This window comes from Nocardioides yefusunii, from assembly GCF_004014875.1.
Classification (GTDB): domain Bacteria; phylum Actinomycetota; class Actinomycetes; order Propionibacteriales; family Nocardioidaceae; genus Nocardioides; species Nocardioides yefusunii.
On the sequence record NZ_CP034929.1, the window covers coordinates 1,786,442 to 1,806,948 of the forward strand.

General features: G+C 68.3%; 17 protein-coding genes. 9 read left to right on the plus strand and 8 right to left on the minus strand.

The window, feature by feature from the left end:
• Positions 1-9 precede the first annotated feature (9 nt).
• From EOV43_RS08150 to EOV43_RS08160, 3 genes are all read left to right on the plus strand, one after another.
• A complete protein-coding gene (locus tag EOV43_RS08150; protein ID WP_128220848.1) occupies positions 10-1,065 on the plus strand; it encodes a L,D-transpeptidase family protein in 1,056 nt (351 codons plus the stop codon).
• Positions 1,066-1,119: 54 nt separating this feature from the next.
• Positions 1,120-3,696 carry a bifunctional glycosyltransferase/CDP-glycerol:glycerophosphate glycerophosphotransferase gene (locus EOV43_RS08155; protein WP_128220849.1) on the plus strand — a complete coding sequence of 859 codons (2,577 nt, stop codon included), beginning with the start codon at positions 1,120-1,122 and terminating at the stop codon, positions 3,694-3,696.
• A 296-nt stretch (positions 3,697-3,992) separates the two neighbouring features.
• Positions 3,993-5,168, plus strand: a complete 1,176-nt coding sequence (locus EOV43_RS08160; RefSeq protein WP_128222061.1) for an IS30 family transposase — start codon at positions 3,993-3,995, stop codon at positions 5,166-5,168.
• A 73-nt stretch (positions 5,169-5,241) separates the two neighbouring features.
• Here EOV43_RS08160 and EOV43_RS08165 read toward each other — a convergent pair whose 3' ends face one another.
• Positions 5,242-6,207, minus strand: a complete 966-nt coding sequence (locus EOV43_RS08165) for a heme o synthase (protein ID WP_128220850.1) — start codon at positions 6,205-6,207, stop codon at positions 5,242-5,244.
• 108 nt (positions 6,208-6,315) lie between these two features.
• Here EOV43_RS08165 and tkt point away from each other — a divergent pair, with 108 nt between their 5' ends.
• Genes tkt through pgl form a run of 6 tightly spaced genes read left to right on the plus strand, consistent with a single transcriptional unit; the run spans position 6,316 to position 14,416 of the window.
• The gene (gene tkt, locus EOV43_RS08170) at positions 6,316-8,430 is read left to right on the plus strand and encodes a transketolase (RefSeq protein WP_128220851.1); all 2,115 of its coding nucleotides are present in this window, start codon (positions 6,316-6,318) and stop codon (positions 8,428-8,430) included.
• Positions 8,431-8,465: 35 nt separating this feature from the next.
• Complete coding sequence (gene tal, locus EOV43_RS08175) at positions 8,466-9,572, plus strand: transaldolase (RefSeq protein WP_128220852.1); 1,107 nt, start codon at positions 8,466-8,468, stop codon at positions 9,570-9,572.
• Positions 9,569-11,200, plus strand: a complete 1,632-nt coding sequence (locus tag EOV43_RS08180) for a glucose-6-phosphate isomerase (RefSeq protein ID WP_206611294.1) — start codon at positions 9,569-9,571, stop codon at positions 11,198-11,200. Before tal ends, EOV43_RS08180 begins: the two co-directional genes overlap by 4 nt.
• Complete coding sequence (gene zwf / locus EOV43_RS08185) at positions 11,197-12,738, plus strand: glucose-6-phosphate dehydrogenase (protein ID WP_128220853.1); 1,542 nt, start codon at positions 11,197-11,199, stop codon at positions 12,736-12,738. Before EOV43_RS08180 ends, zwf begins: the two co-directional genes overlap by 4 nt.
• The gene (locus tag EOV43_RS15420; protein WP_164878814.1) at positions 12,735-13,658 is read left to right on the plus strand and encodes a glucose-6-phosphate dehydrogenase assembly protein OpcA; all 924 of its coding nucleotides are present in this window, start codon (positions 12,735-12,737) and stop codon (positions 13,656-13,658) included. The genes zwf and EOV43_RS15420 overlap by 4 nt, the downstream gene beginning before the upstream one ends.
• Positions 13,655-14,416, plus strand: a complete 762-nt coding sequence (pgl, locus tag EOV43_RS08190) for a 6-phosphogluconolactonase (protein WP_164878815.1) — start codon at positions 13,655-13,657, stop codon at positions 14,414-14,416. The genes EOV43_RS15420 and pgl overlap by 4 nt, the downstream gene beginning before the upstream one ends.
• A 17-nt stretch (positions 14,417-14,433) precedes the next feature.
• Here the strand turns inward: pgl and EOV43_RS08195 are convergent, their stop codons facing one another.
• The 7 genes from EOV43_RS08195 to EOV43_RS08225 all read right to left on the minus strand — a co-directional run bounded on the left by EOV43_RS08195 (position 14,434) and on the right by EOV43_RS08225 (position 20,494).
• Complete coding sequence (locus EOV43_RS08195; protein WP_128220855.1) at positions 14,434-14,793, minus strand: RNA polymerase-binding protein RbpA; 360 nt, start codon at positions 14,791-14,793, stop codon at positions 14,434-14,436.
• A gap of 45 nt (positions 14,794-14,838) precedes the next feature.
• Positions 14,839-15,069, minus strand: a complete 231-nt coding sequence (gene secG, locus EOV43_RS08200) for a preprotein translocase subunit SecG (protein WP_128220856.1) — start codon at positions 15,067-15,069, stop codon at positions 14,839-14,841.
• 29 nt (positions 15,070-15,098) lie between these two features.
• Positions 15,099-15,893: a triose-phosphate isomerase gene (gene tpiA / locus EOV43_RS08205; protein WP_128220857.1), complete on the minus strand. Its 795-nt coding sequence runs from the start codon at positions 15,891-15,893 to the stop codon at positions 15,099-15,101.
• A gap of 152 nt (positions 15,894-16,045) precedes the next feature.
• Positions 16,046-17,245, minus strand: a complete 1,200-nt coding sequence (locus EOV43_RS08210; protein ID WP_128220858.1) for a phosphoglycerate kinase — start codon at positions 17,243-17,245, stop codon at positions 16,046-16,048.
• A gap of 50 nt (positions 17,246-17,295) precedes the next feature.
• Positions 17,296-18,291 carry a type I glyceraldehyde-3-phosphate dehydrogenase gene (gap, locus tag EOV43_RS08215; RefSeq protein WP_128220859.1) on the minus strand — a complete coding sequence of 332 codons (996 nt, stop codon included), beginning with the start codon at positions 18,289-18,291 and terminating at the stop codon, positions 17,296-17,298.
• A gap of 123 nt (positions 18,292-18,414) precedes the next feature.
• A complete protein-coding gene (gene whiA / locus EOV43_RS08220) occupies positions 18,415-19,401 on the minus strand; it encodes a DNA-binding protein WhiA (protein ID WP_128220860.1) in 987 nt (328 codons plus the stop codon).
• Positions 19,402-19,492: 91 nt separating this feature from the next.
• Positions 19,493-20,494 carry a gluconeogenesis factor YvcK family protein gene (locus tag EOV43_RS08225; RefSeq protein ID WP_378529119.1) on the minus strand — a complete coding sequence of 334 codons (1,002 nt, stop codon included), beginning with the start codon at positions 20,492-20,494 and terminating at the stop codon, positions 19,493-19,495.
• Between the last annotated feature and the right edge of the window lie 13 nt (positions 20,495-20,507).

Sequence of the window (20,507 nt, forward strand, 5' to 3'; positions counted from 1 at the left end):
GTGAACCCCATGAAGACCCTCCGCCTCGCTCGTCGTCTCGGCGTCGTCGCCACGGCCACCGCCCTCGTCCTCCTCAGCACCACCCCCGGACACGCCGCGCCGGCGGCCGGAGCCCCCGAGGCCACCGCGCCGACCGCGCCTGCCCTCCCGGGCAAGGTCCGCCTGGGCACCAAGAGTTCCGACGTCCGCATCCTGCAGAGCCGTCTCAACCAGCTCGGCCTCCACGACGACTACATCACCGCCACCTTCGACGAGGACACCCGGCACGCAGTCGCCGTCTTCCAGAAGCGCAACAAGCTCAAGGGAGCCTCCGGCGTGGCCGGCAAGACGGTGTGGAAGAAGCTCTACGCCGTCACCCGCGCCCCCAGCAAGGCCGAGCTGCGCAACGACTACACCGTCGGCAAGGTGCTGCTGAAGAAGGGCTCGAAGAACACCCGGGTCCGTACCCTCGAGGCGCGCCTCAAGCAGCAGAAGGTCTTCTCGGGCAAGGTCAACGCCACCTACGACGCGAAGACCGTCAAGGCCGTGAAGAAGTTCCAGGCCAAGGTCAAGATTCCCGTCTCCGGCAAGGTCGACGCCCGCACCCTGGCCAAGCTCGAGGCGCGCACCCGCACCCCCAACCGCACCGAGCTCTTCAACCTCACGGTTCACGGTTCGGCACTGGACGCCCGGTGCAAGACCGGCCGAGTGCTGTGCATCGACAAGTCCACCAACTCGATGCGCTGGGTCGTCGACGGCGTCGTGACCTCCTTCAAGGCCGGCGGCGCCACCAAGACCTCCATCGACGTCCGCTTCGGCAACGTGACCAAGACCCCCACTCGCGAGGGCGAGTTCACGGTCTTCCGCAAGTCGCGTGACCACGTCTCCAGCCTCTACGGCTCCCCGATGCCGTTCGCGATGTTCTTCTCCGGTGGTCAGGCCGTGCACTTCTCGAGCGACTTCGCAGCTCGCGGCTACAACGGCGCCTCGCACGGATGCGTCAACGTCCGCGACCGCGCCGCGATCGTGAAGCTCTTCGACGACATCGTCCGACTGGGCGACAAGGTCGTCGTGTACCGCTCCTGATCTCACTTCTGCTCACCACACCCACTACCTGCCTGCCTGCTTGCTGGAGTATCCGTGCCCTCTGCCTCCCCCGCGCGCCCTCCGTTGTTCACGGTCGTCTCGGCCTGCTACAACGTTGCGCGCTACCTCCCCGCCTTCATCGCCTCGATCGACGCCCAGGACGTCGATCCCGCGTTGCTGGAGGTGATCATGGTCGACGACGGCTCGAGCGACGACACCCTGCAGGTGCTCAACGCCTGGGCAGAGCGTCGTCCCGGCGTCGTTCGGGTGATCACGCAGGAGAACGCTGGCCAGGGTGCTGCTCGCAACACCGGCATGGCTCAGGCCACCGGCGAGTGGATCACCTTCCCCGACCCCGATGACGTCCTCGACCCCGACTACTTCAGCCGGGCCGCCGCCGCAGTGCGCCGTCACCCCAAGATCCACATGGTCGCCACCAGTCGGTGGCTCCTCAACGACCACACCGGCGGGCTCTCCGACGTGCACCCGCTGCGCGCGCAGTTCCGGTCCGAGGGCGTCTACAACCTGGCCGTCAACCACACGTTCTTCCACGGTGGCGCGGTCGCGTCGTTCATGCGCACCGACCGGATCCGCACCGAGGGTCTCACCTTCGACGGCCGGATCCGCCCCAACTTCGAGGACGGGCACTTCAGCGCCCGGTACCTCCTGAGCGTGGCCGAGCCCAAGGTCGCCTTCCTCACCACCCGCTACCACTACCGCAAGCGCGCCGACGGCTCCTCGACGTTGCAGAACGCCCTCGGCGATCGTCGTCGCTACAGCGACGTCCTGCGCCACGGCTACCTGTCCGTGCTCACCGAGGCGGTGCGCGTGCGCGGCCACGTCCCGCTGTGGCTGCAGAACTTCGTGCTCTACGAGCTCTCCTACTACGTGGGCCGCGAGGACGCAGCTGTCGGCACCCTGGCTCCGCTCGACGTGCGCGAGGAGTTCCACGCCCTGCTCGCCGAGATCACCGCGCTGCTCGACCCCGTCGCGATCCGCTCGTACCGACGCACCTCGATGAGCACCACCACCCGCGTGGCGCTCGAGCACGGCTGGCGTTCCGAGCCGTGGGTCCAGCCCTACGTCGTGGCCAGTGACCATGACACCGGTCGCGACCTGGTCCGGATCAGCTACCGCTACACCGGCGCAGCACCGCAGGAGCGGATCATGCTCGGCGAGCGTCAGGTCGAGCCGACCGCGGCCAAGGTCCGCGACGTCATGATCCAGGGCCGCGCCGTCGTCCATGAACGCATCATCTGGATCCCCCTCAAGCGCGTCCGCGTCGAGCTGGACGGTCGTCCGGCCCAGTTCCTGCCGGCTGATCCTCCGCTCGCACACCCCGTGCTGCGGCCCCAGGACCTCGGCAAGGACCCTCTCGCCCACCGCTCCCGAGCGAGGACGGGTCCGCTCGGCGTGCGCGACCGCATCACCTTGACGCTGGCGCACTCCAAGCCAGTGCGCGACAAGTACCGCGACGCCTGGGTCCTGATCGACCGCGTCCACAACTCCGACGACAGCGCCGAGCACCTCTTCAAGCACCTGCGCGCAGAGGAGCCCGACATCAACGCCTGGTTCGTGGTCGAGGAGGACACCCCCTGTTGGCACCGCCTGCGGGCCGAGTACGGCAACCGGATCGTGGCCCACGGCAGCGACACGTGGAAGCTGCTCATGCTCAATGCGACGCGTCTGATCTCCAGCCATGCCGATCAGGCCATCGTGCGACCGCCCGCCCTGCGCGCCTTCGGTTCGCCGAAGGCCAAGTTCGTCTTCCTCCAGCACGGCGTGATCAAGGACGATCTCTCGGGATGGCTCAACGGCCGCCCGATCGATCTCTTCGTCACCAGCACCCACGGCGAGTACAACTCCGTGGTCGACGACCACACCGCCTACCGTTTCACCTCCCGCGAGACGGTGCTGACCGGTCTGCCGCGCTTCGACATGCTGCACCGCGCCGGTGCCGCGTTCCCCCCGGAGAAGCGCGATCTCATCCTGATCTCCCCCACCTGGCGCGACAACCTCGTCGCACCCCTGCGCCCCGGAAGCCAGCGCCGGAGCGCCTACGACTGGATCACCGAGACTCCGTACTGGCAGAACTGGTCGGGCCTGATCCTCTCCGAGGACCTCGAGCGCCTGGGCCGCGAACAGGGCCTGAGCGTCGCCCTGCTGCCGCACCCCAACATGGACGAGGCCCTCGAGGCCATGGAACTCCCCGACCACGTGAAGCGTTTCAGCTTCAACTCCGACGTCGACGTGCGCGAGATCTTCGCCCGTGCTGCCGTGCTGGTGACCGACTATTCCTCGACGGCCTTCAACTCGGCCTACATCGGTCGCCCGGTCGTGTACTTCCAGTTCGACCAGAAGCCGGGCCAGGAGAGTCGCCACGTCGGCCTCCCCGGCTACTTCGACTACGCCCGCGACGGCTTCGGTCCCGTGGTCCACGAGATCGCCGAGGCGGAGGCCGAGATCCGCGCCACCGTCGAGCACGGTCGCGAGAGCCGCGAGCCCTGGCGAGCACGCATCGAGGAGACCTTCCCCATGCGTGACGACAACAACTCCCGCCGGGTCACCCGCGAGATCAAGAAGATGGCTCGTCCCACCAAGGTCCGCTTCGTTCGCACCGACGAAGCCTGACCCCGGACTGCCGCCGCTAGTACGACGACGAAGGCCCCCTCCCAGATGGCGGGTTCTAGCGGTCCTCGCAACACCCAGTGATGGGAGTTGCGAGGACCGTGGTCATTTCGCAGGAGTTGAAGCAGGCGTTCTTTGATCGGCTGGACGTGGTGGGCAGTGTGACGGTCGCTGCGCGTGATGTCGGGCTGAACCGGCACACAGCGGCTGGCCTGGCTCGTCGCGCGGGTCGGCGTTCGGTGGCGGTGCGGCCGGGGCATCCGGGGCGCGTGTTGTACGAGGAGTTGCGGCGTTCCGGGGTGTCGCGCCGGGAGGCCGCTTCCCGAGTCGGGGTGCACGTGCGCACCGCGCAGGACTGGGATCACGGTGTCCGCCACAGCGGTGGGGCCAACGTGCGGATCTATCCCGATGGACGCCGTGTGGACTACACGAGCCGGCGGACCACTATGGGATGTGTGGCCCCTGTGTTGAGTGTTGTCGAGAAGCCGTTACACCCGCGGTTTCTGTCGCTGGCTGATCGCGAGCGGATCCGTGACCTGTTGAGCGAGGGGCGTTCACGTCGCGAGGTCGCTCGCCGGTTGGGGCGTGCACCGTCGACCATCACCCGGGAGATCGCGGCCAACACGGTGTCGGGTGTGTATCGGCCGTACGCTGCCCAACGGGCGTCGGCTGCACGCCGGCCGAGACCCAAGACTCGCAAACTGTTGCTCGACGGTCCGCTGCGTGAATTCGTGTCCCAGGGACTGCGCCAGGAGTGGTCGCCTGAGCAGATCAGTAACGCCCTTCGCAAGGAGCATCCCGATGACCAGGCCATGCGCGTGAGCCACGAAACGATCTACCAGGCGCTGTACTTCCAGGCCCGTGGCGGGCTCAAGAAGGAAGTCCAAGCCGCCATCCGGACCGGACGCACGCGCCGCAAACCGCACCGCGATCCGAACCAACGCACGAGCAGGTTTGTTGATCCGATGGTCATGATCAGTGAGCGTCCTGCTGAGGTTGCTGATCGTGCGGTCCCGGGACACTGGGAGGGCGATCTGATCACGGGCGCGTTTAACAAGACCGCGATCGGGACCCTGGTCGAACGCACCACCCGCTACGTCATGTTGCTGCACCTGCCGAACGGGCACACCGCTGAAGAGGTCAGGGACGCGTTGACGGCCCAGATCGAGACGTTGCCGGCGCACCTGCGGGGATCGTTGACCTGGGACCAGGGCGCGGAAATGGCAGGCCACAAGCAGTTCACGATTGCCACGGGTGTGCCGGTGTACTTCTGTGACCCCGCGTCACCGTGGCAGCGCGGGAGCAACGAGAACACCAACGGGCTCCTGCGTCAGTACTTCCCCAAGGGAACCGATCTGTCGATGTACGGGCCAGAGGATCTGGAGCACGTCGCGCAGAAACTCAATGGCCGTCCACGCAAAACGCTCGGCTGGGATACCCCAGCCGAGCGTCTGCGTGTTCTACTCACCAGCTAAGAAACCGGTCGGTGTTGCGATGACCCCTTGAAACCGCCGATCTGGGAGGGGGCCTTCGTCGTGCTGCTGGGCCTCAGGTGAGCAGCGGCTCGATCGCCAGCGTCACGAAGAGCAGCGAGAGGTACAGGTTCGAGTTGTGGAACAGGCGCATCGGCGCGATGTCCGCCAGGTGGTTGGACTTCTTGGTCCGGCCGTACAGCTTGTGCGCCTCGAGGAGGAAGTACGCACCCAGGACACCCGCCACGACCGGGTAGATCCAACCGGTGTCAGCGATCGGCCACAGGCTCATCGAGACCGCGACCATCACCCAGGAGTACATGACGATCTGCTTGCCGACGACGTGGGCAGGAGCCACGACGGGAAGCATCGGGACATCGACCTGGGCATAGTCCTCGCGGTACTTGAGCGCGAGGGCCCAGGTGTGCGGCGGGGTCCAGAAGAAGACGACCAGGAACAGCACGAAGGGCTCCCAGGCGAGCTCGCCGGTGACCGACGTCCATCCGATCATCGCGGGGAAGCAACCAGCGATGCCGCCCCAGACGATGTTCTGGGTGGTGCGACGCTTGAGCAGCATCGTGTAGACGAAGACGTAGAACGCATTCGCACCGAGCGAGAGCATCGCCGAGAGCGGGTTCACGCCGAACCACAGGACCAGCGTCGAGCCGACCGCCAGGATCGTGGCGAAGATCAGCGCCGAGACCGGGCTGACGACGTGTGCCGGCAGGGCGCGACGACGCGTACGACGCATCTGCTCGTCGATGTCGCGGTCGTAGATGCAGTTGTACGCCGAGGCGGAACCGGCGCTCATCGCACCGCCGAGGACGGTCCACAGGACGAGGTCGAGGGCCGGCACGCCTCGCTGGGCGAAGAACATGACGGGGACCGTCGTCAGGAGCAACAGCTCCATGACACGGGGCTTCGTCAGTCCCACGTACGCAGCGATGACGTCCTTGACGGTCGCTCTACCCCTGTCGGTTCCCTCCTCGGAATTCTGGGAGGGGTTCTCGGCGGTCGAAGCCGAGCGGGCGACGTAGGTCACGGTGAAGAACCTCGGTGCTTGGGGAGTGATGCGGTATCGAGTCTAGCCCGCCGCACCAGTAGGCTCGGACTTGCCGTAGACCTCCCCCCGCCCACGAAGAGGACGCACGTGACCACTGCCACCAACTCGAAGACCACTCTCGAGTGGACCGACCTCGACGCGAAGGCGGTCGACACCGCCCGCCTGCTTGCCATGGACGCCGTGCAGAAGGTCGGCAACGGCCACCCCGGCACCGCCGTCAGCCTTGCGCCGGTCGCGCACCTCCTCTTCCAGAAGGTGATGAAGCACTCACCTGCCGACCCCCACTGGATCGCGCGCGACCGCTTCGTCCTCTCCTGCGGACACACCTCGCTGACCCTCTACAACCAGCTGTTCCTGGCCGGTTTCGGTCTCGAGATCGACGACATCAAGGCACTCCGCACCTGGGGCTCCCTCACCCCGGGACACCCCGAGTACCGCCACACGGCCGGCGTCGAGACCACCACCGGTCCGCTCGGCCAGGGCATCGCGAACGCCGTCGGCATGGCCATGGCCGCCCGTCGACAGCGCGGCATGCTCGACCCCGAGGCCCCCGTGGGCGAGTCGATCTTCGACCACCACGTGTTCTGCATCGCCTCCGACGGTGACCTGCAGGAAGGTGTCTCGGCCGAGGCCTCCTCCATCGCCGGTCACCAGCAGCTCGGCAACCTCACCCTGATCTACGACGCCAACCAGATCTCCATCGAGGAGGACACCGACGTCGCCTTCACCGAGGACGTGGCCAAGCGCTACGAGGCCTACGGCTGGGACGTCCGCGTCGTCGACTGGGCCGGAAACCGCAACGGCGCCGAGTACGTCGAGGACGTCGCCGAGCTCTTCGACGCCATCGAGGCCGGCAAGGCCGTCACCGACAAGCCGACCTTCATCGTCCTCAAGACGATCATCGCCTGGCCCGCCCCGAAGGCCCAGGGCACCGGTGCCTCCCACGGTTCCGCCCTCGGCGACGACGAGATCAAGGCCACCAAGGCGCTCCTCGGGTTCGACCCCGAGGCCACCTTCGCCGTCTCCGACGAGGTCCTGGCCCACACCCGCTCCGCCGTGACCCGCGGTCTGGCGCTGCAGGCCGAGTTCGACGAGGCGTTCGCCGCCTGGGCTGCTGCCCACCCCGAGCGTGCGGCCCTGCTCGAGCGCATCTCGACCCGCACGCTGCCCGCGGGCTTCGCCGACAACCTGCCGGTCTACCCGGCCGACGCGAAGGGCCTCGCCACCCGCAAGGCCTCCGGTGAGGTCATCAACGCCCTCGCCGCGACGCTCCCTGAGCTGTGGGGCGGCTCGGCCGACCTCGCCGAGTCCAACAACACCACGATCAAGGGTGCGGACTCCTTCATTCCGGTCCAGCACACCACCAGCCACTGGAACGGGAACCCGTACGGCCGCGTGCTGCACTTCGGCATCCGTGAGCACGCCATGGGCGCGATCATGAACGGCATCACCCTGCACGGTGGCACCCGCGTCTTCGGCGGCACCTTCCTGCAGTTCGCCGACTACATGCGTCCCTCGGTCCGCCTCGCGGCCCTGATGGGTCTCCCGGTCACCTACGTCTGGACCCACGACTCCATCGGCCTCGGCGAGGACGGCCCGACCCACCAGCCGATCGAGCACGTCGCCGCCCTGCGCGCCATCCCGGGCCTCGACGTCGTTCGCCCGGCCGACGCCAACGAGACCGCCGCCGCATGGAAGGCCGTCATGGAGCGCACCGACCGCCCCGCCGGTCTCGCGCTCAGCCGCCAGAACCTCCCGACCTTCCCGCGTGGCGAGCAGGGCTACGCCACCACCGAGGGTGTCGCCAAGGGTGGATACGTCCTCCTCGACACCGAGGGCACCCCGGACGTCGTCCTGGTCGCCACCGGTTCCGAAGTCCAGCTGGCCGTCGCCGCCCGTGAGGCCCTGGCCGCCGAGGGCGTCGCCGCCCGCGTCGTCTCCATGCCCTGCATCGAGTGGTTCAACGAGCAGGACAGCTCGTACAAGGAATCCGTCATCCCCGCGGACGTGAAGGCTCGCGTCAGCGTGGAGGCCGGAATTGCCCTGGGTTGGCGCGAGGTCGTCGGCGACGCCGGGCGTATCGTTTCGATCGAGACCTACGGCGCCAGCGCCGATGCCTCGACGATGTTCGCCCAGTACGGCATCACCGCCGAGGCCGTCGCGCAGGCTGCTCGCGACAGCATCGCTGCCGCGCAGGTCTGATCCCCCCACCAACGGAACACCTCCGAGGAGGAGACGTGACCGCACGACTCAAGGCACTGGGCGCAGCTGGCGTTTCGGTGTGGCTCGACGACCTTTCCCGTGAGCGCCTCGAGAGCGGCAACCTCGCCGCGCTCGTGGCTGACGGTTCGATCGTCGGCGTGACCACCAACCCGAGCATCTTCGCCGGGGCGGTGTCGAAGGGCGAGCGTTACGACGCTGCCGTGGCTGCGCACGCCAAGGCCGGAACCGGTGTGGAGGAGGTCGTCTTCGACCTCACCACCGAGGACGTCCGCAACGCGTGTGACGTCCTGGCCGACGTGTACGCCGCCAGCGAGGGTCGTGACGGTCGCGTCTCCATCGAGGTCTCCCCCACTCTCGCGGACGACGAGGAGGGCACGGTCGCCCAGGCCCTCGCGCTCTGGAAGAGCGTCGACCGCCCCAACGCGATGATCAAGATCCCGGCCACCGACGCGGGTCTCCCGGCCATCACCCGGGTGCTGGCCGAGGGCATCAGCGTCAACGTGACCCTGATCTTCGGTCTGGACCGGTACCGCCAGGTTCTCGAGGCCCACCTGGCCGGTATCGAGGCCGCAGCCGCGGCCGGCAAGGACCTCAGCACCATCCACTCGGTCGCGAGCTTCTTCGTCTCCCGGGTGGACAGCGAGGTCGACGCCCGCCTCGAGGCGCTCGGCGCCGACGTCGCCCTGCAGGGCAAGGCCGCTCTGGCCAACGCCCGACTGGCTCACCAGGCGTTTGCCGAGGTCAGCGCATCCGAGCGCTGGACGGCCCTTGCCGCCCGGGGCGCCCAGGCACAGCGCCCACTCTGGGCCTCCACCGGCGTCAAGAACCCGGCCTACCCCGACACGCTCTACGTCTCTGAGCTCGTCACCCCCGGCACCGTCAACACGATGCCCGAGGCGACGCTCAACGCCTTCGCCGACCACGGAGAAGTGACCGGCGACACCGTCTCCACTCTCTACGATGGCGCCGCGGCGGACTTCGCCGCACTCACGGAGGCAGGCATCGACCTCGCCGACGTGATCCACAAGCTGGAGACCGAGGGCGTCGAGAAGTTCGTCGTCTCGTGGGGCGAACTGCTCGACACGGTCCAGGCCAAGCTGGACGGAGTCACCATCTCGTGATCACCACGTTCTCCGGGAACGAGGGGGCGGACCTGGAGACGCGCAATCCCCACGGATCGTCCTACGCATCTGCGTTGGACTCCTTGGTCCAGCACAAGGTGGCATCGCGGCTCTTCGGTCGCGACGCCACCTTGTGGGGGGCCGACGCTGAGGCCGAGGCTGCACAACGTCTCGGCTGGGTCGACCTCGCCAGTCGCGCGACCAGCGTCGCCACGGCCGCACGGGAACACGCATCGACGTTGCACGCACGCGGCATCAACCGCGTCGTGCTGTGCGGCATGGGCGGCTCGTCGCTGGCACCTGAGGTCATCTGCGAGTCGACCGGACGCGAACTCGTCGTCCTCGACTCCTCGCACCCCGACATGGTCGCCGAGGTGGTTGCCCAGGACCTGTCACACACCGTCGTGGTGATCGCGTCGAAGTCCGGTGGCACCGTCGAGACAGACTCGCACCGTCGCATCTTCGTGCAGGCGTTCACTGACGCAGGACTCGTTCCGGCCGAGCACATCGTGGTCATCACCGACCCGGGCTCGCCGTTCGACGTCGCAGCCCAGGAGGCCGGGTACACCGTTTTCCGTGCCGACCCTGAGGTCGGAGGACGCTACTCCGCGCTCAGCGCCTTCGGCATCGTTCCCTCGGCCCTGGCCGGCGTCGACGTCGACGCCCTCCTGGCCCAGGCACTGGCCGTCTCGACCGCCTTCGCCTCCGACTCCCCCGACAACCCCGTGCTGCGCCTCGGTGCGTTGATGGGGGAGGCCGTCCGAAGCGGCGTCGACAAGCTCGTCCTCGCGCCCAGCGACTCCGACGCCCCGACCCTCGGGGTCTGGATCGAGCAGCTCGTGGCCGAGTCCACCGGCAAGCACGGCACCGGCCTGCTGCCGGTCGTGGTCGGCTCCCCCGCCGCAGCCGGCTTCGCCGAGTCCACCCCGGACGGCCTCCTGGTGAGTTTCGGGGACCTCGTGCCCGACGTCCCGGCTCTTTCGGGATGGTCTGCACACGTCCGCGCCTCGCTCGGCGCCCAGTTCCTCCTGTGGGAGGCCGCCACGGCCGTGGCCAGCCACCTGCTGGAGATCAACCCGTTCGACCAGCCGGACGTCGAGAGCGCCAAGCTCGCCGCACGGTCCATGCTCGACGGCGACGTCGAACGTCGTTCACCGTCCTTCGTCGTCGACGAGGTCGAGGTCTTCACCTCCCCCGATCTGCTCCCGAACAGCACACGCACCGTCGAGGCGGCCGTCGAGACGCTCTACTCCCTGGTGCGCGAACCGCGCGACTACCTCGCCATCCAGGTGTACAGCGACCGACTGCGCGACCACCGCTTCGAGGAGGTCCGCGAACGTCTCGCGGTCAAGCTCGGGCGCCCGGTCACCTTCGGCTGGGGACCCCGCTTCCTGCACTCCACCGGCCAGTACCACAAGGGTGGGCCCGCCACCGGCGTGTACCTGCAGATCACGGTGGCTCCGCAGGGCGACGTCCAGGTCCCCGGACGCCCCTTCACCCTCGGGGAGTTCATCGACGCACAGGCGCAGGGTGACGCCGAGGTACTGGCCACGCGCGGACGTCCTGTGCTACGACTGCACGTGAACGGCCCCTTCGCGCTGAGAGACCTCATGGAGGCACTTGTATGACAGCAGGCCTGGGCAGTGACCATGGACGCAACCCGCTGAGGGACCCCCGCGACCGACGACTCCCCAGGATTGCTGGGCCGTGCAGCATGGTGCTCTTCGGCGTGACGGGCGACCTCTCGCGCAAGAAGATCATGCCGGCGATCTACGACCTCGCGAACCGTGGTCTTCTGCCGCCGGGATTCAGCCTGGTGGGCTTCGCGCGTCGTGACTGGGAGGACCAGGACTTCGCCGTGATCGTCGAGCAGGCCGTGCGCGACCACGCACGTACTGAATTCCGTCAGGAGGTCTGGGACCAACTCTCCGAGGGGTTCCGGTTCGTCTCCGGCGAGTTCGACGACGGGGCTGCCTTCGCCGAGCTCCGTACGACCCTGAGCGACCTCGACCAGGAGCGCGGGACCGGCGGCAACCACGCCTTCTACCTGGCCATCCCGCCGGGGATGTTCGGCTCGGTGGTGGGTCAGCTCAAGGAGTACGGACTCGTCGACGGTGGAGACGCATGGCGTCGCGTCGTCGTCGAGAAACCGTTCGGCCGCGACCTCGAGTCCGCGCGTGAACTCAACCAGGTGCTGGCTGACGTCTTCCCCGAGAGTGCGGTCTTCCGGATCGACCACTACCTGGGCAAGGAGACCGTCCAGAACATCCTGGCGCTGCGGTTCGCGAACACGATCTTCGAACCGATCTGGAACTCCCACTACGTCGACCACGTCCAGATCACGATGGCCGAGGACATCGGCATCGGTGGTCGTGCGGGCTACTACGACGGCATCGGTGCCGCCCGGGACGTCATCCAGAACCACCTCCTGCAGCTCCTCGCCCTGGTGGCGATGGAGGAACCGAGCTCCTTCGGGTCGAAGTTCCTGCGGCAGGAGAAGCAGAAGGTGCTCTCCTCGGTACAGCTCTCCCGACCGCTGAACCGCACCACCGCCCGGGGTCAGTACACCTCTGGCTGGGCCGGTGGCGAGAAGGTTCCCGGGTTCCTGGAGGAAGAGGGCATCAGCGCCGACTCCGTCACCGAGACCTACGCGGCGATCACCCTGCAGGTGGACAACCGGCGCTGGGCGGGCGTGCCGTTCTACCTCCGTGCCGGCAAACGTCTGGGCCGCCGCGTCACCGAGGTCGCGGTGGTCTTCAAGCGCGCGCCTCACGTCCCGTTCACCGAGGAGTCCACCGAGGACCTCACCCAGAACGCCGTCGTGATCCGGGTCCAGCCCGACGAGGGCATGACGGTCCGATTCGGGTCCAAGGTGCCGGGCACCGCGATGGAGATCCGCGACGTCAGCATGGACTTCGCCTACGGCGGCACGTTCACCGAGCACTCCCCCGAGGCCTACGAACGTCTGATCCTCGACGTCCTTCTCGGCGACCCGCCGCTGTTCCCGCGGCACGAGGAGGTCGAGCTCTCCTGGGAGATCCTCGACCCAGTCCTGGAGTACTGGGCCGGCCAGGGACGTCCGGAGGGCTACCCGGCCGGCACCTGGGGTCCGGCGTCGGCCGACACCATGCTGCAACGCACCGACCGGCTCTGGAGACGTCCATGATCACTCTCGACAACACCACCGCCAGCAGGATCGCTGCCCAGTTCGTCCGGGCCCGTCGTGACGCCGGAAGCCCTGCGATGGGCATGGTGATGACGTTGGTCGTGGTCGCTCGGGAGGACGCGGCCGCCGAGGCCATGGAGATCGCCCAGCGGGCCTCACAGGAGCACCCAGCACGTGTCCTGGCCCTGGTCATGGGTGACGGACGTGGAGCAGCCCGGGTCGACGCCGACATCAGCACCGGATCGGGTCGCGCCGGCGAGACCGCCCTGATCCGACTCAAGGGCGAAGTGGTGCGGCATGCCGAGTCCGTCGTCCTGCCGCTCCTGCTCCCTGACTCCCCCGTCGTCGTCTGGTGGCCGGTCGACGCTCCCACCGACCCCGCTGCCGATCCGATCGGTCAGTTGGCCCAACGCCGCATCACCGACGCCGCGGCGGTCACCAAGCAGAAGACCACGGCGATCGCCCACCAGTGCCGTTCCTACGCCGCCGGCAACACCGACCTCGCCTGGACCCGGCTCACCCCGTGGCGGGCCCTTCTGGCTGCTGCACTCGACCAGCACACCAGCAAGGTCACCGGTGCGACCGTCATCGGTGAACGCATCAGCCCGTCCACCGAACTGATGGTCGCCTGGTTGACCGACCGCCTGCGGGTGCCGGTCGCTCGGGAGAGTTCCCAGGGCACCGGTATCGCGGCAGTCGTGATCGAGACCGCGGACGGCGACGTGGTGGTGCGACGTCTCGACGAGCGAGTCGCCGAACTGAGCATCCCCGGTTCACCGACCCGTCCGGTGCCGCTGGCACGGCGCACTGCCGACGAGCTCCTCAGCGAGGAGTTGCGCCACCTCGACGAGGACGACGTCTACGCCGACACTGCACGGCGTCTGGTCCGGCTGCGGGACGCGGTGGAGGGCGACTCGTGAGCGCTGCTGCCGTGACCCACGTCGTCCGCTCCGACCCCGACGGCGTCGCCTCGACCGTGGCCGACGCACTCGTCGCACTGCTGGTCGACCTGACCCCGATGCGGGACCGCGTCGACGTGGTGCTCACCGGCGGGACCGTCGCCGCCACCGTGCACCGTGCCCTCGCCTCCCGGGTGCGCGTCGGTGACGAGCAGATCACTCGGATCCGGTGGTCGTCACTGCACCTGTGGTGGGGCGACGAGCGATTCGTGGGCGCCGACGACCCCGAACGCAACCACCTCCAGGTACACCACGACCTTCTGCACGTCCTACCGCTGCGCCCCGAGCAGGTGCACCCTTTCCCTGCCGCCCCCGAGCGCGCCGGCGCAGCCGAGCTGAGCGCCGCAGCCCTCGTTGCTGCTGACGATCTGTCCGGCGCCCCCGAATGCTTCGACCTCGTGATGCTGGGCACCGGCCCCGACGGGCACGTCGCGTCGCTGTTCCCCGGGCACACCGACCAGGACGTCCACGGTGACGTCGTGGCCGTACGTGACTCGCCCAAGCCACCACCCATGCGTCTCAGCCTCACGGCCGAGCGGTTGGCCCGTACCCAGCGCCTCTGGGCCTTCGCCACCGGGGCCGGCAAGGCCGAGTCCGTGGCCCTGGCGTCGGCAGGATCAGACCTGCCGCTGGGCACGGTGAGCGCAGCCGCACGCGCGGACGACGCCGACGTGATCTGGTTCCTCGACGACGAAGCCGCCTCTCTCCTGACGGAGTGAGGCGGCTTCGCCCGTTCTCAGAAGACGATCTCCCCTGACTTGCGCCGTGAGCGCAGCAGTTGGATCGCTTCCTCGAGGATGTCCTCGGCCTCGGTGTCGGAGCGGCGCTCCTTCACGTAGGCCAGGTGCGTCTTGTACGGCTCGATCCGCGGTGCAGGAGGCGGGTTCTCCGCGTCCAGACTGGCGGGAAGACCACACTTGGGGCAGTCCCAACTCTCAGGTACCGCAGCTTCCCGCGCGAACGCCACCACCGAGTGGTGTGTATTCGCGCAGTAGTACGTCACCGTCTGTCGAGGTGCTGCCTCACCACGCTCGGCCTCTCCCATGGGCCCAGCGCCGACCCGGCTACCCCGGATCGCATTTCCTGCACCAGCCATCTCAAACCCCTCCCAGAGTGAAATGCATCCAACGGATTCAGATCATCAGTACGCCAGCACCACGCCGAGTCCCACCACGGTCGCGAACCAGAGAATGCCGGTCGCGATCGTGAACTTGTCGAGGTTCTTCTCAGCCACGGAAGAGCCGCCCAAGGAGCTGGAGACGCCGCCGCCGAACATGTCGGACAAACCGCCACCGCGTCCCTTGTGCAGCAGGACGAGCATGATCATGAGAAGGCTCGTGAGGACGAGCAGGATTTGGAGTACGAGTTCCACGAGTCGAACCTTACGTCAGAGTCGGTCGTTCAGACCGCGGGCAGGTCACGGAAACGGCAGATTCCCGCAAATTCCTCGGCTTCGAGGCTCGCGCCGCCCACCAGGGCGCCGTCGACGTCGTCCTTGGCCATGATGCCGACGACGTTGGAGGACTTCACCGAACCGCCGTAGAGGACCCGGAGACCGTCGGCCGCCTCGTCACCGAGGAGCTCACGGACACGGGCACGGATGGCGCCGCACACTTCCTGGGCGTCCTCGGGGGTGGCGACCTCGCCGGTGCCGATGGCCCAGACGGGCTCGTAGGCGACGACCAGACCAGCGACCTGCTCGGCGGTGAAGCCGGCCAGCGAGCCCTCGACCTGGGCCAGGGTGTAGGAGACCTGTTCGCCGGCCTTGCGGACGTCGAGGCCCTCGCCGACGCAGACGATCGGCGTCATGCCCGCAGCCAGGGCCTTGTGCGCCTTGGCGTTCACGACGGCGTCGGTCTCGGCGTGGTACTCGCGACGCTCGGAGTGACCGACGACGACGTAGGAGACACCCAGCTTGGACAGCATGGCAGCGGAGACCTCGCCGGTGTAGGCACCGGAGTCGTGGACGGAGACGTCCTGGGCGCCGTACTTCACCTTGAGACGGTCACCGTCGATGAGGGTCTGCACCGAACGCAGGTCGGTGAACGGGGGAATCACCACGACCTCGGCGTTGGAGTACGTGTGCTTCTTGTCCTCAAGCGTCCAGGCCAGCTTCTGGACCAGGACGACGGCCTCCTGGTGGTTGAGGTTCATCTTCCAGTTGCCCGCCATCAGCGGGGTACGGCTCGCAGCCATGGTGCCTCTTCTCGCAAGGGTCGAGGGTTCGACCGGGTGGTGAGGTGGGTGTGCAGGGTGTCGGGCGGAGCGTCCCAGGAGGTGTCCGACCGGGTGTGCAACGAGCGTCGACCCCCGGAGCCTGGAGAGGTTCCGGGGGTCGACGCTCGTGCTCAGCGCTCCAGGACGGAGATGCCGGGGAGGTCCTTGCCCTCGAGATACTCGAGGGAGGCGCCGCCACCGGTCGAGATGTGACCGAAGGCGGCCTCGTCGAAGCCGAGTGCGCGCACGGCAGCGGCGGAGTCGCCACCGCCGACGACCGAGAGACCCGGGGTCTTGGTCAGGGCCTCGGCAACAGCACGGGTGCCGCCGGCGAAGGCGTCGACCTCGAACACGCCCATCGGGCCGTTCCAGAAGACGGTCTTGGCGTCCGCGAGAGCAGCAGCGAACGCAGCACCGGACGCGGGGCCGATGTCGAGGCCGAGGGCGTCGGCCGGGATGGCGTCGGCGGCCACGACCTGCGGCTCCGGGGTGCGGGGACCGGCGGGGAACTCGGTGTCCACGACGATGTCGGTCGGGAGGACGATCTCCACGCCGTTGGCGGCCGCACGCTCCAGGTAGGCCAGGCAGGTGGGGATCTGGTCGACCTCGAGCAGGCTCTTGCCGACCTCGTGGCCCTGGGCCTTGAGGAAGGTGAAGACCATGCCGCCACCGATGAGCAGCTTGTCGGCCTTCTCGAGGAGGTTGTCGATGACCGCGAGCTTGTCCGAGACCTTCGAGCCGCCGAGGACGACGACGTAGGGACGCTCGGGCTCGACGGTGAGACGACGCAGGACGTCGATCTCGGCCTGCACCAGTCCGCCCATGGCGGACGGGAGGCGGGTGGCCACGTCGTAGACGGAGGCCTGCTTGCGGTGGACGACGCCGAAGCCGTCGGAGACGAAGGCGTCGGCCAGGGCGGCCAACTGGTCAGCGAACGCGCCGCGCACGGCGTCGTCCTTGCTGGTCTCGCCCTCGTTGAAGCGGACGTTCTCGAGGAGGGCGACGTCGCCCTCGCCGAGACCCGCCACTGCGGTGGAGGCGGAGTCACCCACGGTGTCGGTGGCGAATGCCACGCGACGTCCCAGGAGTTCACCGAGACGTTCAGCGACCGGTGCGAGGCTGTACTTCGCCTCCGGGGCGCGCTGGGGGCGGCCCAGGTGGGCGGTGACGACGACCTTGGCGCCGGCGTCCGAAAGGGCCTTGATCGTCGGGACGGACGCACGGATGCGGCCGTCGTCGGTGATCGTGGTGCCGTCCAGCGGGACGTTCAGGTCCGAGCGGACCAGAACGCGCTTGCCGCGGACGTCGCCGAGCGACTCGAGGGTGCTCATGGTGTGGATGACTCCGTCTCTACGCGTGGTGATTCAGCAGCTGTGCTGGATCAGAGGGACTTGGCGACGTGACCGATGAGGTCGACGAGGCGGTTGGAGTAGCCCCACTCGTTGTCGTACCAACCGGCGACCTTGACCTGGTTGCCGATGACCTTGGTCAGCGGAGCGTCGAAGATGCAGGACGCGGAGTCGGTCACGATGTCGGAGGAGACGATCGGGTCGGTCGAGTACTTCAGGATCTTGCCGTCAGCGGCGTTCTTGATGATCTCGTTGACCTCCTCGACGGTGGTCTCGCGCGAGGCCTCGAAGGAGAGGTCGGTGAGCGAACCGGTCGGGGTCGGGACGCGGAGAGCGTAGCCGTCGAGCTTGCCCTTGAGCTCCGGGAGGACCAGGGCGATGGCCTTGGCCGCACCGGTGGAGGTGGGGACGATGTTCAGAGCGGCGGCACGGGCGCGACGCAGGTCCGAGTGGATGTTGTCGTGAAGGTTCTGGTCCGCGGTGTAGGCGTGGACCGTGGTCATCAGACCCTTCTCGATGCCGAGGGCGTCGTTGAGCGCCTTCGCCATCGGGCCGAGGCAGTTGGTGGTGCACGACGCGTTGGAGATGACGTGGTGCTTCTCGCCGTCGTACTGGCCCTCGTTGACGCCCATCACGATGGTGATGTCCTCGTTGGAGGCGGGCGCGGAGATGATGACCTTCTTGGCGCCGGCGGCGCGGTGAGCAGCAGCCTTGGTGGCGTCGGTGAAGAAACCGGTGGACTCGACGACGACGTCGACGCCGACGGTGCCCCACGGGATGTCGGCCGGGTTGCGCTCGGCGAAGGCAGCGATCTCCTTGTCGCCGACCTTGATGGAGGTCTCGGTGGAGGAGACCTCTGCGTCGAGGCGACCCAGGATCGAGTCGTACTTGAGCAGGTGCGCCAGCTTGGCGTTGTCGGTGAGGTCGTTGACGGCAACGATCTCGATGTCGGCACCCGACGCCGCCACGGCACGGAAGAAGTTGCGGCCAATGCGGCCGAAGCCGTTGATTCCTACGCGGACAGTCACAGTCACTCCTGGGTAGACAAAGTCGAACAGCGACACCGACTTTATCTGGTCGTGACCTCGGACCGACACGGACGGTCCGCAAACGGTCATGGATCACATCCCGCAGGCTCCGCGGGCAGGCACTCAGCCCTCGTCGGCCAGCATCTCCGGGGTCAGCGACGACTCGGTGTCGGGGATGCCGAGGTCCTGGGCGCGCTTGTCGGCCATCGCCAGCAGACGACGGATCCGGCCCGCGATCGCGTCCTTGGTCAGGACGGGCTCGTGCAGTTGGCCGAGCTCCTCCAAGGAGGCCTGCTTGTGTTCCAGACGCAAGGAACCGGCCAGCGCGAGGTGGTCGGGCACCTCGTCGCCGAGGATCTCCATCGCGCGTTCCACCCGGGCGCCTGCCGTCACCGCAGCACGGGCCGAGCGACGCAGGTTGGCGTCGTCGAAGTTGGCCAGACGGTTGGCGGTGGCACGGACCTCGCGGCGCATGCGTCGCTCCTCCCAGGCCAGGAGCGTCTCGTGTGCCCCGAGACGCGTCAGGAGCGCACCGATGGCGTCTCCGTCGCGGATGACGACGCGATCGACGCCACGGACCTCGCGGGCCTTGGCCTGGATGCCGAGGCGACGGGCGACGCCGACCAGAGCCAGGGCCGCCTCGGGTCCGGGGCAGGTCACCTCGAGCGCGGAGGAGCGACCGGGTTCGGTCAGCGAACCGTGGGCCAGGAAGGCGCCACGCCACGCGGCGACGGCATCGCAGCCACCTCCGCTGACGACTGCCGGCGGAAGCCCGCGCACGGGACGGCCGCGGGCGTCGAGCAGGCCCGTCTGACGGGCCAACGACTCTCCGTCGCGCACGACGCGCACGATGTAGCGGGTGCCCTTACGAATGCCGTTGCCCTGCACCATGCCGACCTCGGACGGGTGCCCGTAGACCTCGGCGATGTCCTTGCGCAGGCGTCGAGCCGCAGCACCGGTGTCCACCTCGGCCTCCACCACGATCCGCCCGGACACGATGTGGAGCCCGCCCGCGAAACGCAGGAGGGTCGCCACCTCGGCCTTGCGACAGCAGGGCTTGGTGATCTGGGTGCTGGCCAACTCTGCCTTGACCTGTGCCGTCATCGCCATGCACGGAATCCTGCCACGCCCACGCGCACGGCGTGTCGCTAGTGGGCCAAGGGCGTGATCTGCAACTCAGACCACGCCCTCGACCCGCCCGTCAGGCGGAGGCCCGGCCGGCACCGAGGCCGGTCCGTGGCGGCGCCACCAAGTGCTCGAGTGCAGTGACCAGGAGGTCGTGGTCGTGGTGCGGGTCTTCCCCCACGCGCAGGTCCGCCATGACGAGTTCACCGCCCAGCCAGGCCACCGCACGGGAGAGCTCGGGCACGTCGCTGACGCTGTGGCGATCAGCCAGGACGTGGTCCACGACCAGCCCGGGTGCGTGCTCGTGCAACACCCTCAGGTGGTCCTGGGGAGTGAAACCGGTGGTCTCACCGGCCTGCGGCACCAGGTTCAGCAGGACACCGCGACGCGCGGTGGTCTCCTGCAGAGCGGTGCGGACGTCGTCGACGAGCAGGTGCGGCAGCACCGAGGTGTACCAACTGCCCGGCCCGAGCAGGACCAGGTCGGCGTCGCGGATCGCGTCCAGCGCTTCGACGCACGGATCGGGGTCGGCGGGGTCGAGCGAGAGCCGCACGATCTCACCGGGAGCCTTCGCGACCTGCACCTGACCGCGGACCTCGACCGCCTCGGCGTCCACCGACTCCCGTACCTGGGCGACGATGTCGAGCGGGCTGCAGGCCATCGGGAGCACCCTGCCCTTGGCGCCCAGGAGCCGACCGGCCCATTCGAGCGCCTGGACGTGGCTGCCGAGGCGCTCCCACAGGCCCACGATCAGCAGGTTGCCCAGGGCGTGGCCCTGGAGGTCGCCGTCACCGGCGAACCGGTGCTGGAAGACCTCGGCCCAGGTCTGGCCCCACTCGTCGGTGCCGCACAGTGCAGCCAACGCCATCCGGAGGTCACCGGGAGGAAGGACGCCGTAGTCCTGGCGCAGCCGACCCGACGAGCCGCCGTTGTCGGCGACCGTCACGACGGCAGTGATCTCGGAGACCTTGCCCTGCTCGTGCAGGGTCCGCAGGGCCGAGAGTGTGGCGTAGAGACCGTGTCCTCCCCCCAGGGCGACGACCTTGGGACCGCGGTCACGGCCGCCCTCGGGCGTCATCGAACGCAGCGGC

Excerpts from the sequence above, each read along its gene's own strand:
- EOV43_RS08150 (WP_128220848.1), top strand. The coding sequence starts at position 10 with ATGAAGACCCTCCGCCTCGCTCGTCGTCTCGGCGTCGTCGCCACGGCC.
- zwf (WP_128220853.1), top strand. The coding sequence starts at position 11,197 with ATGACAGCAGGCCTGGGCAGTGACCATGGACGCAACCCGCTGAGGGAC.
- EOV43_RS15420 (WP_164878814.1), top strand. The coding sequence starts at position 12,735 with ATGATCACTCTCGACAACACCACCGCCAGCAGGATCGCTGCCCAGTTC.
- EOV43_RS08195 (WP_128220855.1), bottom strand. The coding sequence starts at position 14,793 with ATGGCTGGTGCAGGAAATGCGATCCGGGGTAGCCGGGTCGGCGCTGGG.
- tpiA (WP_128220857.1), bottom strand. The coding sequence starts at position 15,893 with ATGGCTGCGAGCCGTACCCCGCTGATGGCGGGCAACTGGAAGATGAAC.
- EOV43_RS08210 (WP_128220858.1), bottom strand. The coding sequence starts at position 17,245 with ATGAGCACCCTCGAGTCGCTCGGCGACGTCCGCGGCAAGCGCGTTCTG.
- whiA (WP_128220860.1), bottom strand. The coding sequence starts at position 19,401 with ATGGCGATGACGGCACAGGTCAAGGCAGAGTTGGCCAGCACCCAGATC.
- EOV43_RS08225 (WP_378529119.1), bottom strand. The coding sequence starts at position 20,494 with ATGACGCCCGAGGGCGGCCGTGACCGCGGTCCCAAGGTCGTCGCCCTG.